This is a genomic window from Bacteroidia bacterium (assembly GCA_026932145.1).
Lineage (GTDB): Bacteria > Bacteroidota > Bacteroidia > J057 > JAIXKT01 > JAIXKT01.
In genome coordinates, this window is the sequence record JAIXKT010000040.1 from 1 (window position 1) to 14,608 (window position 14,608).

9 protein-coding genes and 3 tRNA genes are annotated in these 14,608 nt (G+C 40.4%); 5 read left to right on the forward strand and 7 right to left on the reverse strand.

Annotated features, from left to right (window positions below; genetic code table 11):
- Nucleotides 1–128: 128 nt before the first annotated feature.
- The 4 genes from LC115_09095 (at nucleotide 129) to LC115_09110 (ending at nucleotide 7,681) form a co-directional block, all read left to right on the forward strand.
- A complete protein-coding gene (locus tag LC115_09095; protein MCZ2356825.1) occupies nucleotides 129–842 on the forward strand; it encodes a hypothetical protein in 714 nt (237 codons plus the stop codon).
- Nucleotides 843–883: 41 nt separating this feature from the next.
- On the forward strand, nucleotides 884–5,575 hold the full coding sequence (locus LC115_09100) for a T9SS type A sorting domain-containing protein (protein ID MCZ2356826.1): 4,692 nt from the start codon (nucleotides 884–886) through the stop codon (nucleotides 5,573–5,575).
- Nucleotides 5,576–5,663: 88 nt separating this feature from the next.
- Nucleotides 5,664–6,947 (forward strand): hypothetical protein, encoded by a 1,284-nt coding sequence (locus tag LC115_09105; GenBank protein ID MCZ2356827.1) that lies wholly within the window; start codon nucleotides 5,664–5,666, stop codon nucleotides 6,945–6,947.
- Nucleotides 6,948–6,952: 5 nt separating this feature from the next.
- The gene (locus LC115_09110) at nucleotides 6,953–7,681 is read left to right on the forward strand and encodes a recombination protein O N-terminal domain-containing protein (protein ID MCZ2356828.1); all 729 of its coding nucleotides are present in this window, start codon (nucleotides 6,953–6,955) and stop codon (nucleotides 7,679–7,681) included.
- A gap of 33 nt (nucleotides 7,682–7,714) precedes the next feature.
- On the opposite strand, the gene LC115_09115 is transcribed toward LC115_09110, so the two are convergent.
- The 4 genes from LC115_09115 to LC115_09130 all read right to left on the reverse strand — a co-directional run bounded on the left by LC115_09115 (nucleotide 7,715) and on the right by LC115_09130 (nucleotide 12,982).
- Nucleotides 7,715–8,227 carry a hypothetical protein gene (locus LC115_09115; protein MCZ2356829.1) on the reverse strand — a complete coding sequence of 171 codons (513 nt, stop codon included), beginning with the start codon at nucleotides 8,225–8,227 and terminating at the stop codon, nucleotides 7,715–7,717.
- A complete protein-coding gene (locus LC115_09120; GenBank protein MCZ2356830.1) occupies nucleotides 8,227–10,710 on the reverse strand; it encodes a hypothetical protein in 2,484 nt (827 codons plus the stop codon). Before LC115_09120 ends, LC115_09115 begins: the two co-directional genes overlap by 1 nt.
- 105 nt (nucleotides 10,711–10,815) lie before the next feature.
- Nucleotides 10,816–11,988 carry an RluA family pseudouridine synthase gene (locus LC115_09125; protein MCZ2356831.1) on the reverse strand — a complete coding sequence of 391 codons (1,173 nt, stop codon included), beginning with the start codon at nucleotides 11,986–11,988 and terminating at the stop codon, nucleotides 10,816–10,818.
- 28 nt (nucleotides 11,989–12,016) lie between these two features.
- Complete coding sequence (locus LC115_09130; GenBank protein ID MCZ2356832.1) at nucleotides 12,017–12,982, reverse strand: undecaprenyl/decaprenyl-phosphate alpha-N-acetylglucosaminyl 1-phosphate transferase; 966 nt, start codon at nucleotides 12,980–12,982, stop codon at nucleotides 12,017–12,019.
- A gap of 303 nt (nucleotides 12,983–13,285) precedes the next feature.
- Here LC115_09130 and LC115_09135 point away from each other — a divergent pair, with 303 nt between their 5' ends.
- Nucleotides 13,286–14,227 carry a DUF4476 domain-containing protein gene (locus LC115_09135; GenBank protein MCZ2356833.1) on the forward strand — a complete coding sequence of 314 codons (942 nt, stop codon included), beginning with the start codon at nucleotides 13,286–13,288 and terminating at the stop codon, nucleotides 14,225–14,227.
- 92 nt (nucleotides 14,228–14,319) lie between these two features.
- Here the strand turns inward: LC115_09135 and LC115_09140 are convergent.
- The 3 genes from LC115_09140 to LC115_09150 form a co-directional block, all read right to left on the reverse strand.
- Nucleotides 14,320–14,393, reverse strand: a tRNA-Arg gene (locus LC115_09140).
- Nucleotides 14,394–14,398: 5 nt separating this feature from the next.
- Nucleotides 14,399–14,472, reverse strand: a tRNA-Pro gene (locus tag LC115_09145).
- A gap of 8 nt (nucleotides 14,473–14,480) precedes the next feature.
- A tRNA-Ser gene (locus LC115_09150) sits at nucleotides 14,481–14,569 on the reverse strand.
- Between the last annotated feature and the right edge of the window lie 39 nt (nucleotides 14,570–14,608).

Genomic DNA, 14,608 nt, shown 5'->3' on the forward strand with positions numbered 1-14,608 from the left:
GTTTTCAACATTCATACAGCTAAATTAATGATATCCTTGCGTAACATCAGTGAATAAAAATATTCTTAGTATTAATTGTTCTTTTAGAAAAAAGTTGTATATTGCAAAATATTTAATTTTATACAGCTATGAAGTATGTTGTACTATTTTTAATCACGTTATTTTTGCCCTTTTGGGGCAAGTCGCAACAGTCTTTTGCCGAACAAACTGGAGAAATTCATTCAGTTACAATTTATTTTCCGGAGGCAAAAAATATGGATATTGCGCGAAACTATCTAACAACCCTAAACGGTGTTGTAGAAACTGCTCCTTGTACTTGGCACAAAAGTATTGGAGTTCGTTTCCTCAGTAATGTTACCTGCCCAGAAACCATTGTGCAGTATTTGGTTTCTAAAAAAATAGCTGCTGAAAAAACAGATATAAACCTTGAAGAACTGAATAATCTATGCAGTACTAAATCTCTTCCCGAAAATACCAAACCGGTTCATACGATACCTTCTATCTATGAAAAAAGCAAGCAAATTGTCTATAACCCGGAAGCAAAAACGAATAACTCGAAAAATCCTAACAACACTATTGATGCTAGCAACCCACAACCGCTACCGACAACTGCTCTCAATGGAGAACCGTTATATCAGCCTACAGGGAATCAAGCAGCAGACCAAGAACGTTATGCAGCCGCAAAACTCGCTTGGAAAAAACAACAAGATGCCCAAAATACACCTAAAAACGAAGCAAAATACTCCGAAATTATCAATGCAAACACCACTAATTTAACTCCCGAAGAAGAAAAAAAATTACGTGAAGCAAAAGAAAATTATCTAAAACAACCTGCCGAATAAATCTCAACTATTCATAAATCAACTAATCTCTTTAAAAAACCATGAAAAAGATCTTTATTTTACATTTATTGCTCTTTCTTTTTGTACTATCATCGCAGGATGCTTTAGGGCAATGTATTGGCGGTACCCGTTACCCAAATACAGTATTTACACCAACGAACAATTGGCAAACAGCAACAACAACGGCTTATGCAGGGCAATATGCTCGTTACAATGTTGTTAATGGTGTTACCTATGAATGGTCAACTTGTTCTTCTGACGGTGGAAACGCAAGCTATGATTCTTATCTAACCGTACAAACCAATGCCGGAGCTCCTGTAGCATTAGCTTGGGCAGACAATACCTGCGGAGATGATGCCCGTGTTCAATGGACAGCAACATTCACAGGAACAATACGAGTATTGATTTCTCAGGCTGGCTGTGCTACCAACACTTCATTTACAACCCTTGTTTATCGAATTTACAATACGCCTCCGGCCAATGATAATTGCGCTTCGGCCACGACTCTTACCCCTGGCCTTCCGGGTGTTGCTTGCGCGCCGGTTACGGGAAATACACTGGGTGCAACATCATCAGGAGTTGCCGCCTGCGCTTCGGGGTCCACTGCCGATGATGACGTTTGGTACGTCTTTACAGCAGCAGCAACCGGACTACATACCGTTCAGGTAACAGGCTCTACAAATTTTGACCCGGTAATTGAGGTATTTAACGCCGGTGCTTGCGGAGCCTCCAGTATGGGCTGCTTAGACTCAACCGGACAAGGCGGCATCGAGGCTTATACCTTCAACGCAATAGCAGGAAATACTTACCGCATCCGTGTTTATGACTTCTACACCGGTTATCCAAATACAACAACTTTCGATATTTGCATTACCAGACCTCCAACAGCCCCACCGGTAAACGATAACTGTGCCGGAGCTACGGTACTTGTCCCTTCAGCAGTAGCTAACTGGACTGCCGGAACAGTTGCAAACGCAACAGGATCTGGATTAGCTACTTGTGGCGGTACAGCCGAAGATGATGTGTTTTATAAATTTGTAGCCACTACCACAGAAGTAACCATCTATGTAAGACCTTCGGCCAGCATGGATCCGGTTATCCATATTTTTAGTGGAACTTGCGGAACAAGTATTGGATGTGTGGATGCTACTTTAGCCGGACAGTTAGAGATAGTATTTTTCAGTGGTTTAACCATCGGAAGTACTTATACTATTCGTGTTTATGATTATAATGCAACAGCACCTGCTACCAAAACTTTTGATATTGCTGTGGTGAGCACTGCTAAAACTTGTGCTACCGCTAAGCCAATCACTACCTTACCGTACTATGAAAGTTATGCAAGTACTTTTGGTTCAAGTACTTTAACACGCCCATTTACAGGGAGTTGTGGAACAAACAATAACACCGGCTGGTTGTACCAGGGAGCAGGCCACGATTTACTATATCAATATACACCAACGAGCAATGAGTGCATCACAGTAGGGATAAGTAGAGCAGATGCACCCATTACGGTTGGGGTTGGAGTAGCTGCGTATGCCGGCTGCCCGGGTGCTGCCGGAACTACCTGTGAGGGTATCTTTTCTAATACACAAGTTTATGGGGGTTCTTATTTAGGAGACTTTAACGCTTCCGGAACCTTTTGCCTAAGAAGTGGAATTACTTACTATTTCTTGATTACAACTAATAGTGCTCTTGTCAATCAGACTATTTTGGATGTTTCTTTTACTCGGATACCGGAGTCTACTAATGATTTACCATGTAGTGCCACGTCTTTAACGGTTGGGAATATGGTGGAGGGGGCATTGTGTGTACCTGCGGCTGGTGCAGAAGAGCCGGGTACTCCTGCTTGCTGGACTGGTGGCGGAAATTTAAACACCGTATGGTATAAATTTGTAGCTACCTCGAGTTCAATGACTGTAAATGTAGATCCCTTAGAGCGGGGAATTATCTTAAATTTTGCCACTAATTATGCTGGCTTACCATTCATCCCGCAAACAGCAGTTTATACAGGTGTCTGTGGGCCTGGCCTCGCCGAAGTAGCGTCTTCTTGTGCAAGGCTAAGCACCAATAATTGTGGCGGATCAACTATCTCTGCAATATCTAACCTGACCGGTTTAGTAGTAGGAAATACTTACTATGTTCGGGTAGATGGCTATGCAAATATGAGAGGAGCATTTCGTATTTATGTTCGGGATAATAGCTTTGTAACACAACTTGCTCTCCAAGAGTGCCAAACGAAGCAGCGAATATGTAGGAATATAACATCTGTGGGAGACCCTGGCTTCTTTGGCAGTGGAACTGTATGCGATATGCCGGCAGCAGGAAGCGGTTGCTTGCTTAACGCTGAAAGAAATGCCGTTTGGTATGAATTCGTTGCGCAGAGTAGTATTCCTCTTAATTTTGATATTATACCGAATAACCCTGTTGTGGATTATGACTGGGCTTTGTATGATATGTCCACTGCTACTTGTGCTACCATCCAATCTGGGGCAGCAACGCCGGTTCGCTGTAATTATTCAGGGATAAGTGGCAATACCGGCCTAAGTGCAGCTGGGGTATGTACATCTTGTGGAGGAGGTGATAAACCCTATGCTTCTTCATTACCGTTGGTTGCCGGTAGAACTTATACCCTGGTAATATCAAACTGGTCTGGCCAAAATTCGGGCTTCTCCATCAAAATAAACTCTCCGAATGCTTTGGATTATTCAATGCCCACTTCAATTGTTTGGACTGCCGGTGGCAATTCTTCGGATTGGTTTAACCCAGATAATTGGGGAGGATGCGGGGTTCCAGCCTGCAATATCACTGCTAATATTTTTCCAGGCCCTAAATTTCAGCCTTTCATAAATAAAGACGGAGCTATCGCCAACACAATTAACATTCAACCGGGTGCCTCCTTAACAGTTGATATAGGAATAGCCCATCAATTATGTGGCGATTTCAACCTGATGCTTGGAGGAACATTTACAACAAATACAGGCTCAACTACTTTATTCCGAGGCAGTGCTAACCAAACTATTACTGGAAACTTCAATGGAATCAACCAGTTTATGGATATTATCAGCCAAAAAACAGCGGGAACCTTAGCTTTGGCTAACGACATCACGCTTGGCGGAAACTTTAGTAATGAAGATGGTAATTTCTCACTCGGAGCCAATAACCTTTATGTGGCAGGCGATATTCGAAACAGTGGCGTTATTACAGCAGGCACCAGTACCGTACACCTAAACGGAACCGGAACACAAAATATCTATGGAGCGTGGATAGGTACAAACGCTTTCTATAACCTAAGGATCAACAAATCTATGGGAACAACCTATCAGCAAAATGCTGTTAATGTTTCCAATGATTTCACAATTGTTACTTCTACTTCTGAATTTGACCAAAATGCCTACGTATTGCGAGTAGGTAGAGACTTCAATCAAAGTGGTAGGTTTTTGCATAATAACGGAACGGTGGTATTCTTTGGTACCGGTGCTCAATCTTATACTAAAAATGTAGGTGCTTTTGGGGACTTCTATAATGTAACCATGAGTAATTCCGGTGCCGGCTTAAATCTAAATAATGATATGTTGATTTCCGGAGTACTAAACTTCAGTGATGGAGTTATGCACACAGGCTCAAATAAAGTGCTTGTATCCAATACTGCTTCCGGAGGGGTTACTCGTACCGGATTAGGCCATGTGGACGGATTACTTCGCAGAAATATAGTGAGTGCCGGCACACCGACCTATCTCTTTCCTATGGGGCAATCAGCTAAGGCTGATTACCGCAGGCTCGATATGAAAGTAAACACATTAACCGGAAGCGGAAGCGAATATGTAGATTGTAGCTGGAATGGAACTGCTTGCAATAACTCAGGAGGAGCTTCTTGGCCAACAATAGACGGAATAGAGCTTGGTGGTGCAGGAAATGCCGGTAAATGGTACCTTGAACCCAGCTTTTCTATCACCGGAATTAACTACGATATGTATTTATACACAGCCGGTTTCACTGGTTTGGCAGATAACGGCTTTATCGCAATCAGCCGCCCAAATGGGAGTACTACCAAAACAGACTGGGTAGGCGGTGGAACCATCCCCACAGCTGGCTCTGCCGGCAGAACCGTAGCCAGTGGATACGCACTCAGAAAAGGAATTACAATCTTCAGCGAGAAAACTATTGGCGACGGCACACCGCTCCCAGTAACGTTGATGGATATTTCTGCTAAACCAGCCGGAAATGCTATCCAAATAAGTTGGGTAACTGCCAAAGAAGTAAATAACGCAGGATTTGATTTAGAACGTAGCTTAGATGGCGTATCATTTAATAAAATTACATGGGTAAAAGGTAATGGAACTACCTCCACCACACAAAACTATGGCTTCTTAGATGCTAATGTAACTTCAAATACCCGCTATTATTACAGAATTCGCCAAGTAGATTTTGACGGCAGTTTCAATTATTCTAATGTTGTAGATGCTACCTTGATTTCTGACCAAGAAAAATGGTATTCCTTATTCCCAAATCCAAGCAATGGACAACTTAGCTTAACTTTTAGCACCCCAATAACCGGAAGTGTTCAGGTAATTGTTTACAATACCATCGGCCAGTCGGTCTATAAAAATAACTGGCAGCTAAATACGAAGAATAACCTAAGCCTAAATCTATCTGAATTAGCAGAAGGAACTTATAATTTAGTGGTACAGTTTGAAAACCAATCGTTTACAGAACGCTTGATAATTAAACGATAACTCTTGTTTCTTTGTTTTCAAAACGGACTGTAATTAGTTACAGTCCGTTTTGTATTTTAGTGCGCTCATAGAAAGTGAAAAATAAGTTTTGAAAAACGACATTATGCCTGAACCCTTGATACACAATAAGTTTATTTTCAGGAACGTCCAAATTATTGATACTGAATCTATTTGGAATGGAAGAATTGGAAATTTAGTTATCGAAAACGGGCTTATTAGGGATTTTTTACCGTCAAATGAACCCATTTCTGATGACATTCCTCAATGGAAAATTGACGGATACAGCATTTCTACCGGTTGGGTAGATAGCCGCGTATCAGGCATCAAGTCAATAGATGATTTTTTAAGCAGTGCTTTAAAAGGCGGTTTTACAGATGTTTTTTATTACCCACAACTACCAATCCCCTCAGAAGAACCAAGTTATATTGAGGGTTTAAACCAGAAATTTAACACCCAAGTTATTGATATTCACTTAATACTACCATTAACCCAATTGGGAAAAGGGATTTCAATAGCACCATATTCGAGCCTAAATAGCCATTGGTTTGGGGACGGCCTAAATCCTGTTTTACCCGAAATTTTATTGCGGGCTTTACAATACCAAAAAAGTTTAGCAAATAATTTGTTAATAGAAAGCCCGCAATATCCTCAACTGACGGCAGGCAGCTATGCCCATGAAGGCTATACCCAATCTAAGCTGGGACTACCTGCATCTCCGGCGTTTGTAGAGCCACTTGCGGTGCATCGCTCTATCACTTTGTTGCAGCATAGTGGCGGTAACTTACTCTTAGGGCCAATTTCACTGCCAGAAACCTTGCGAGAAGTCCTTATAGCACAGCAACGGCTATCACCTCAATCAACTTTGTCGGCTGAAGTTTCTGTTCCCTATTTATGTTTCAATGATGAGTCCTTAATGACCTTAAATCCTGCATTTAAGCTAACACCCCCACTTCGAGATGATTTTTCGATAGAAAAAATGCGCCAAATGATAGTAGAAAACCCAACAGTCATTTTATCGTCAGGGCATCAAACAATGCCTTCAGAAAACAAAAAACTTCCTTTCTTTGATGCCTTAGGGGGCTTGCAGTTAGCACCTTGGGCAGTTCCCCTATCTTATGCTGCTTTAGGAGAAAAATTACCCATTGACATTTTTCTAAAGATGGTTACAACTATACCCAGAAAAGTTTTTGGATTACCAGAAATCAAAATTGAAAAAGGATTTCCGGCTAAATTGACTGTATTTAAGCAGGAAAAGATAGAACAAAACTACTCTCCTGCCAGTTTATTGCAAAACTTTCCGGGCTTTAACACTTTGAATTTACCCATTTCGGTAAAGGCTACGCTTAACAACCAGAATTTTACCAGAATTTAACTTAGGTGTTTCAAAGAACAAGCGGCTTTATTCTTAGGGTAACCGCGTATCAAGATAATAGTCAGATACTTAGTGTTTTTACGAAAGAGTTTGGAATCTGTTCTTTTATCCTTAAACGCTCTCAAAGTTTTCGTGCCAATAAAAGTGCGCTTTTACTGCTTTTAAATCAGGTAGAAATTATTTATCTTCATAAAGAGAAAAGAGACGTTCAATTAGTAACTGAAATCAATTTACTGCGTTATTATCAAACATTCTATTTGGAAACAACACGGGCAATTTACTTACAGTTGTGGGTTGAGGTGCTGCGAAGTGTTTTATTGGATTTCGGCTATCAACCGGAAATTTATCAATGGTTAGGCCAGTTTTTACACCAGTTAGATGAACTAAGCGACACTATTTTTGAAAGAACCATCATCGGTTTCGCTGAATTAGCACAACTCCTTGGGTATCTTCCTGATATTGATGACACTTGGGGGGCACAACCCATCCGCTTAAATGAAGTTTTAGGAATATTTGAAAAAACAACCCCTAATAACTCTGAAATTGTTCCAATACTTATCATAAATTTAATCTTACAACATGAAAAAGGTACGGCACTAACAAAAATTCCGAAAGAATATCGGCAGCGTATGCTACAATGTTGGTTCAAAATCTTTCAGATACATATTTCTCATTTCAAACCCCCAATTTCATTAACTATTTGGGAATCAATATTCAAGGGAATTAAAGAATAAATTAGCCGCTAAAAAAACGGATTCATCTCAAGGCTAATGAATTTCTGCTCCCAAAGAATCTGACTCCGGAATATCATTTGGTCGCTCGTAACGATGATAATTTTCAAATTGTTCTTTATTAAACTGTCTTTTATCCATTTTGAATATAGTTATCAAAAGAGCATACGAGAGAATATTAGCAATCAAAATCATTATCCATCTGTGTGATTTTGGCATAGTATTTTCTCTTTTATGTAACCAATAGCCTTCTATCAAAACTGAAGTTGCAAAAGCTACGAATAGAAAAGTAACCGGGTCATCGTTTGAATGAAACAAGGCTGCGACAAAACCGACTATTGTAGTAATCAGGTTTATCAACGTAGAGTCAATGAGTACATTTCTCCACGTTCCCCAGTTAAAGAGCTTAAAAACAGTAGCTTCTATAAGAGTAACTGCTATTTGGAGCGATAGGAAGCCCAAAATTCCAAAAGAATTTTGGGCTTCCATCCAGCTATAACCTATCAAAACATCCGCTAACCCTGTAGAAGAGTCTAAAAAACAGAGCATTACTGTTCCTGAGTATAGTCCATAACGGTCATAGCATTTTCGAGGGCAGTTCCTTTCAGGAGGTTTCTAAAGACATCGGATACGCTTTTTCCACCGAGTATTGCCATTGGAGCCATAGATTCTGCGACCTTTATGGCTAATGCACGGTCTCCAAAGGCTTGTAACGCTGCAATTAAATCTGGTGAAAGCGCTTGTGCCTTTTTGACCAATGCTTCAACCTCAGATTGCTGTTGTAATATCTTATTTTCTAATTCTTTTTTGGCTAAAGCTATCTCTAATTCTTGTTCTGAGCGGCGAATATCCGTTTGAGTTTGACTGATTTTACCTTCGAGAGAAAGCTCGGTTAGGCGTTTTTGGAGTTTTTGCTCAGCTTGCTGCACTTCAGATTCAATGCGCACTAAACAAAGAGACAGGTATTTTTTTACTTCTTCTTCATCTGATTGCCAAGCGATTTTACGGGTTTCAGATTGCAGTTGGCTAACCTGACGATTTACGGTTTCTGTTTCACGGACATATTCTAAGCGTCTATTTTCACTTTCTAAGGCTAATTTTTGTTTCACAACTTCATGTTGTTGGCCAATTAGCAGACCTTCTATGCTGCTGTCTCCTAATTTTATATCCAGCACTTCTACGTCATAGATGCGCATTCCATTTTCCTCAAAAAACCTTCCTGTTCTTTTACCTCCTTCAACGGCGACTCCTAAAATCCAATCACGCAGTAAGTTAGTTCCATTAGCATAAAATTCCATGATAGAAATTTTATGTACAGCGTTTCTGATGATAGAGCGCATGTGGTCGGTTAGAAACTTGACATAATTTTCTACATTAAACCATTTTTCTGATTCTCCTTCAAAATTAACGCGGTAGGAAAGGGTTATGCTTACGCTACAAAAATCGGCAGATTCAGCGGCTACTATGTCTGATACTTTGTTATGCAGTACTCTTAGATAGGCAGAGCGAAATAGGCTAACATCTGTTTTGGGAGTTCCGGTAGATAGTTCAAAGGCTTCAAGTATTTCGTCATATTCAAGGAGGTAAGTTTGCGGCCCCTGCACTACTTTTCGAGTTCCGGTAGGGCTAACAACCAATACAGCATAACCGGTATAAATCCGAATGGTTACGGCACCATCGTATTTGGTGTCTAAGGTGATCATGCGCGGGGGTGTATATTGGCTTCCGCGGTTGTATGAATCACTGACCATTTTTTCACTTGGGCGTACCTTTTTAGAAGTGATTAATGCGTTGGGAGTATTTTCTGTTACTAATTCTTGTCGCTGCTGGGCAACCTGAATATTGTTGGTGTCTATTTCCTCTTGTTGCTCCTTTTCTTGTCGTTCTTTGAGTTTGACGTTGTATTCTAAGGCTTCTTTGTTTCCGGGGAACCAGAGTTCAACTTTTCGGGAGTCAAGGATTCTGCGAACCAAAACATATTGTCTGGGGTCTGGCAGAAAGACGCAGGGGCCGCGCATGAGTGAAATTTTACCGGATATTCTATCCATAAAATACCGGCCTTCACCTGGGGGGATTGCTATGGCAAAGTGCCGTTCTTGGCTGCCGTATTTGATAACAGCGTGTTCCGGACGAGGGTAGTAAATCATCTGGTCTTTTCCAGTAATAAACAGTTCGTCTCCTTCTTTATAAGATTTTCCGCTTTCTTCGTAGGGAGCTATTATCTTGATATACAAGCCGCTTATTTCGCTGAGTTCTATGGATTTAAACTTGCGGGAGTTATCTTCGGTGATAAATTCTTCGGTGGGGTCTGGAAATACGACAGCAGGCCCACGCACATAACGCTTGGTTCCTTTTTCGTCTAATAAAATGCAGTATTCCATCCGCTCTAAGGTAACGGCCTCCCGAACATACTGTTCATACTCATCACGAACGACTTCTATACCTGTTGGCGGGATGTAAAAGGAAACGTCCATCCCTTTGATAATCAACAATTTTCCGATACTCAGGTCTTGTACTTCTCCGAGCGGATTTTTGTTTTCTCCTTCTGATTTTTGGGGTTTTATCACAGCAGAATCCCAATTTTTTCGGGCTTCAATTTCGTCATATACTCGCACAAGTAGATATTGGTTAGAGCGTAGCTGGTGCCCTTGTATAACCCGCGCCATTTGTCCTGGCCATAAAGCAAAAGAGACAGGCCCTGGTAGGTTTACCTTTCGGCCAATATTAAGTTCTGGTAGGCTGTTTGAAGTACCTTGTTTGGGTTGTTTAGCGTCCGAAGCAGGGTTCTTTAACATAACATACCAAGCCTCTGGAGCAGTAGCAAAAATCTGAATGCTTTCGTCTAAAGAGCATCTATTAAATCGCTTTGTCCTAGAATCAAAAGTTACCGGTTTATCAGTATTTGCGAGGGAAGTCTTGTAGGGGCCAACATAAACATTGATATTTCCCTTTGTTTGGTCAGAGATAAAAGCATACTCATTGGGAGCAAGTACTAAATCTCTTTCTCGATTACTGTCTTGATTATCCGCCATAGTAAAAATAGTTTGGCGAATATACTTATTTTAGGGGAAATCACTGCTTTATAATATGTTTTTATCGCAGTTTTCTCTTTGTTTTATCTTATAAGTTAGGTAAAATCACTCAAAACCAGCTATTTGTTCTATAATTTCTGGGTTAATGGTTTCTGCAAAATCCTGTATTTTTTTTAATACAAGCATAAAATCATCGGGAATTGCGGAATTAAATTGAACATATTTTCGGGTTGTTGGATGAATAAACCCCAATGTTTTTGCATGAAGCGCTTGGCGTTGAATAATTGTTAGACATTCCCTTAGAAGTTGTTGCTTATTTTTATGTAACCTATTGTTACTTAGGCTGTCGCCTCCATATAAGACATCTCCCAGCAAAGTATGCCCAATATGCTTAAAATGAACTCGGATTTGGTGAGTTCTTCCCGTTTCTAAGCGGCAGCGCACTAATGTAAAAAAATGATACCGTTGTAGAACCTCGTAATGCGTAACGGCGTGTTTTCCATGCATAGAATCAGACGGGAGTACTGTAAATTTTTTTCTAAAAATAGGGTGGCGGCCAATACTTCCTGTAATCGTGCCGGAATCTTGCAAGACATTTCCCCAAACGATTGCTAAGTAAGATCTTTCGATGGTATGTTCAAAAAACTGCTTGGCTAAAAAATTAAAGGAGTGAATATTTTTGGCAATGACCAAAAGTCCGGAAGTGTCTTTATCAATTCTATGAACTAATCCGGGGCGCACGGAGGTTTTATCTAATTCAAAATCTTGGTTTAGGTGAAATAATAAAGCGTTTACTAATGTTCCGCTATAGTGCCCAAAGGCGGGATGACATACCATGCCGGCTTTTTTGTTGATGATTACAAATTCGGTATCTTCATAAACAATGTCTAAGGGGATATTTTCGGGGGCTAAATCAGGGGCAGGCGGATACGGTAAAAATATGGTCAGGACATCGCCGGGTTTTACTTTATAACTGGCCTTTACGGGCGTGTCGTTGCAGCGAATTAACCCTGCCCGAATGGCATTTTGAATCCGGCTTCGGGTTGCATTTTGAATAAAAATAGTTAGATAAACATCCACCCGAATAGGTTTTTGGCCAGGGTCAGCTGTAAAACGGTGGTGCTCATAAAAACCCAGTTCAGTAGGCGCTATGATCAGCGAATCATCACTAAGATGGTTAAAAGCCGGAGCGTTTTCTGCTGTAAGTTCTGCTATATTATCCGGCAAAGAATCGTCCAAATTGTCTTCAATATCATTTTTAGGAAAAAAATTATTCATGAATAAACCGAATCAGTGTGCTAACTATCTACACATGAAGTAAGTGCATGATAACTGCAATCAAGCTAAAAATGATACTGATTAGATACAGAAACAAAACAACGTGCTTTACGGGCATCCCATTACGGCGTAATCTATGGTGTATTTGGCCGGCATCTGCAATATAAATGGGTTTTTTGTTGTAAATTCTAATTAATACTACGTAAATATTATCTAAAATAGGGACACTAATAGCCAATATCGGGATAAATAGATACGTAAAACTCGGTTTATTTTGTAGGGTAGCTTCAATGGCAATAATAGCCAAGAGAAATCCTAAAAATGTAGCTCCGGCATCACCCATATAGATTTTGGCAGGATGTTTGTTAAACTGCAAAAAAGCCAAAGCAGATGCAACGATAGTAATAGCTAAGGTAGCCGTACTATAATTCTGATTATCAATAGCTATCAAGAAAAAAGTCAAGCCGGAGATAGCGGCTATTCCGCTTGCTAAACCGTCCATCCCATCCGTAAAATTCATAACCGTAGTTACCCCGAAAATCCAAGTTACGGTTATTAATATTTGTAGCAAATAAGGAATCTCAAAATATATTTGGGAAAAAGGAATAACAAACCCTTTAAAACGAACCCCTATTACGGCAACTATTATAGCCGCAGATACCTGAACGATAAATTTTGGGAATGGCGGAAATTCTTTCCCGCGCGACTTTTGGAAATCATCAATCCAGCCAATGATTAACACCATAAACGTTGTGCCAAACACAACCCAGTCTTTTAAGCCAAGAGTATCTTCAAAAAAAAGAATACTCACTATAATACCAATAATATAGCCTAAAAATAGCCCAAAACTTCCCAGTATGGGAATCGGTTTAGTGTGGTCTTTCCGCTTAGTGGGGAGATCCACAATACCGAGTTTGTGTGCTAAGCGTATGATATATGGGAAGGTTAAATAAACCAACACAAATACTACGCAAAACACCATTAAGAATTTCATGTTTACTAAGTAGCCTGAGTATTTAGCCGGCGAAGATAGACAATATTTGGTAATGATTTTTGATTGCGGCCAAGAAAGTCTGATAAAAAGAAGCGAGAGGGAAGGGTTGAAATTAGAAACAAAATATTAATCAGAAGGTTATCAACTTTCTCAAGAAGAAAGAAACCCATGATGGATGCCCTACTTGTAATAATCCGCTATCAATAAAATTATAGTTTTCATATTTTCTGAACCATAACCAACATATCCATTAACTTTGGCACAAGTTTTGTTTTTATTTTTGCTAAAAACTAATTTTTTATCATGAGAGTAATTTTTGTTTACGTTCTGTTACTGGCTGCTTCCTTAGGCGTGCTACACGCACAGTCAGATCTTGTGTTCTTCTCGGAGCGAGGGGAAAAATTCTACGTTGTTTTAAACGGTCTGAAATACAATGATGTAGCACAGACTAACGTTCGGGTAGAAAACCTAAACGGGGAATATTTTAAAGCTAAGGTGATTTTTGAGGACAAAAATTTGGGCGAGGTGAATGGCAATGTGATGTTGGAAAAATATAAAGAAACCACATACGTTGTAAAATATATTGCTAATAAAAATAAAGTTGGTGCGTATTCTATTCGATATTATTCATCGGCAGAGCGTAAAATCCCTGCTCCACAGAATTCAGAACCTATGGCTAAAAATCAGGAACAACCTCAGCCTCAATATCAATCTCCTCCACCAACTACCGAAACCAGAATTAATGTTCCGCCCCCTAACCCAACGGGTACCGAGAACGTAAATGTAGATGTCAATGTAAACACTCCGGCTGGTGGCTTTGGTATATCTGTTCGTACCAATGGTATGGATGCCCCGCCGCCGCCGCCATCAGGCCATAATCACAACCATAATAATAACCCGGCACCTAATCCAGTATATGTACCCGGCTATTCCGGCAGAGTAGGTTGCCCGATGCCGATGAACCCAACAACTTTCTCACAAGCAAAAACAACTATTTCCAAAAATAGTTTTGAAGATACGAAACTTACGATTGCTAAGCAGGTTATTAAAAGTAACTGCCTAACAGCCAATCAGGTAAAGGAAATTTGTGAATTATTTACCTTTGAAGGCTCTAAGTTGGATTTTGCTAAGTATGCTTACCCGCTTACTTATGATGTCGAAAATTATTTTGTTGTTAATCAGGTATTTACTTTTGAGTCTTCAATAGAAGAATTAGCGAATCATATAAATTCTGTTGGGCGTTAAAAGTTTGCTATTTGTAGAAAACAGATTGGGCGGCTTGTTGTTACAAGCCGCCCAATCTGTTTTCTACAAAGTCTTTTGGGTCTTAGAGTTTGCAGCCCTGACAGGAATCGAACCTGTAACCTACTGCTTAGAAGGCAGTTGCTCTATCCTGTTGAGCTACAGGACCCAATGTCGAGGTGGCAGGATTTGAACCTACGGCCTCCTGCTCCCAAAGCAGGCGCGATACCAAGCTACGCTACACCTCGAATCTTTGCGGAGAGGGCGGGATTCGAACCCGCGGTAGGGTTTAAGCCCTACGACAGTTTAGCAAACTGCTCCTTTCGGCCTCTCAGGCACCTCTCCGGTGAACCTAAACTAGATTTGTGCCGCAAAGGTACACAT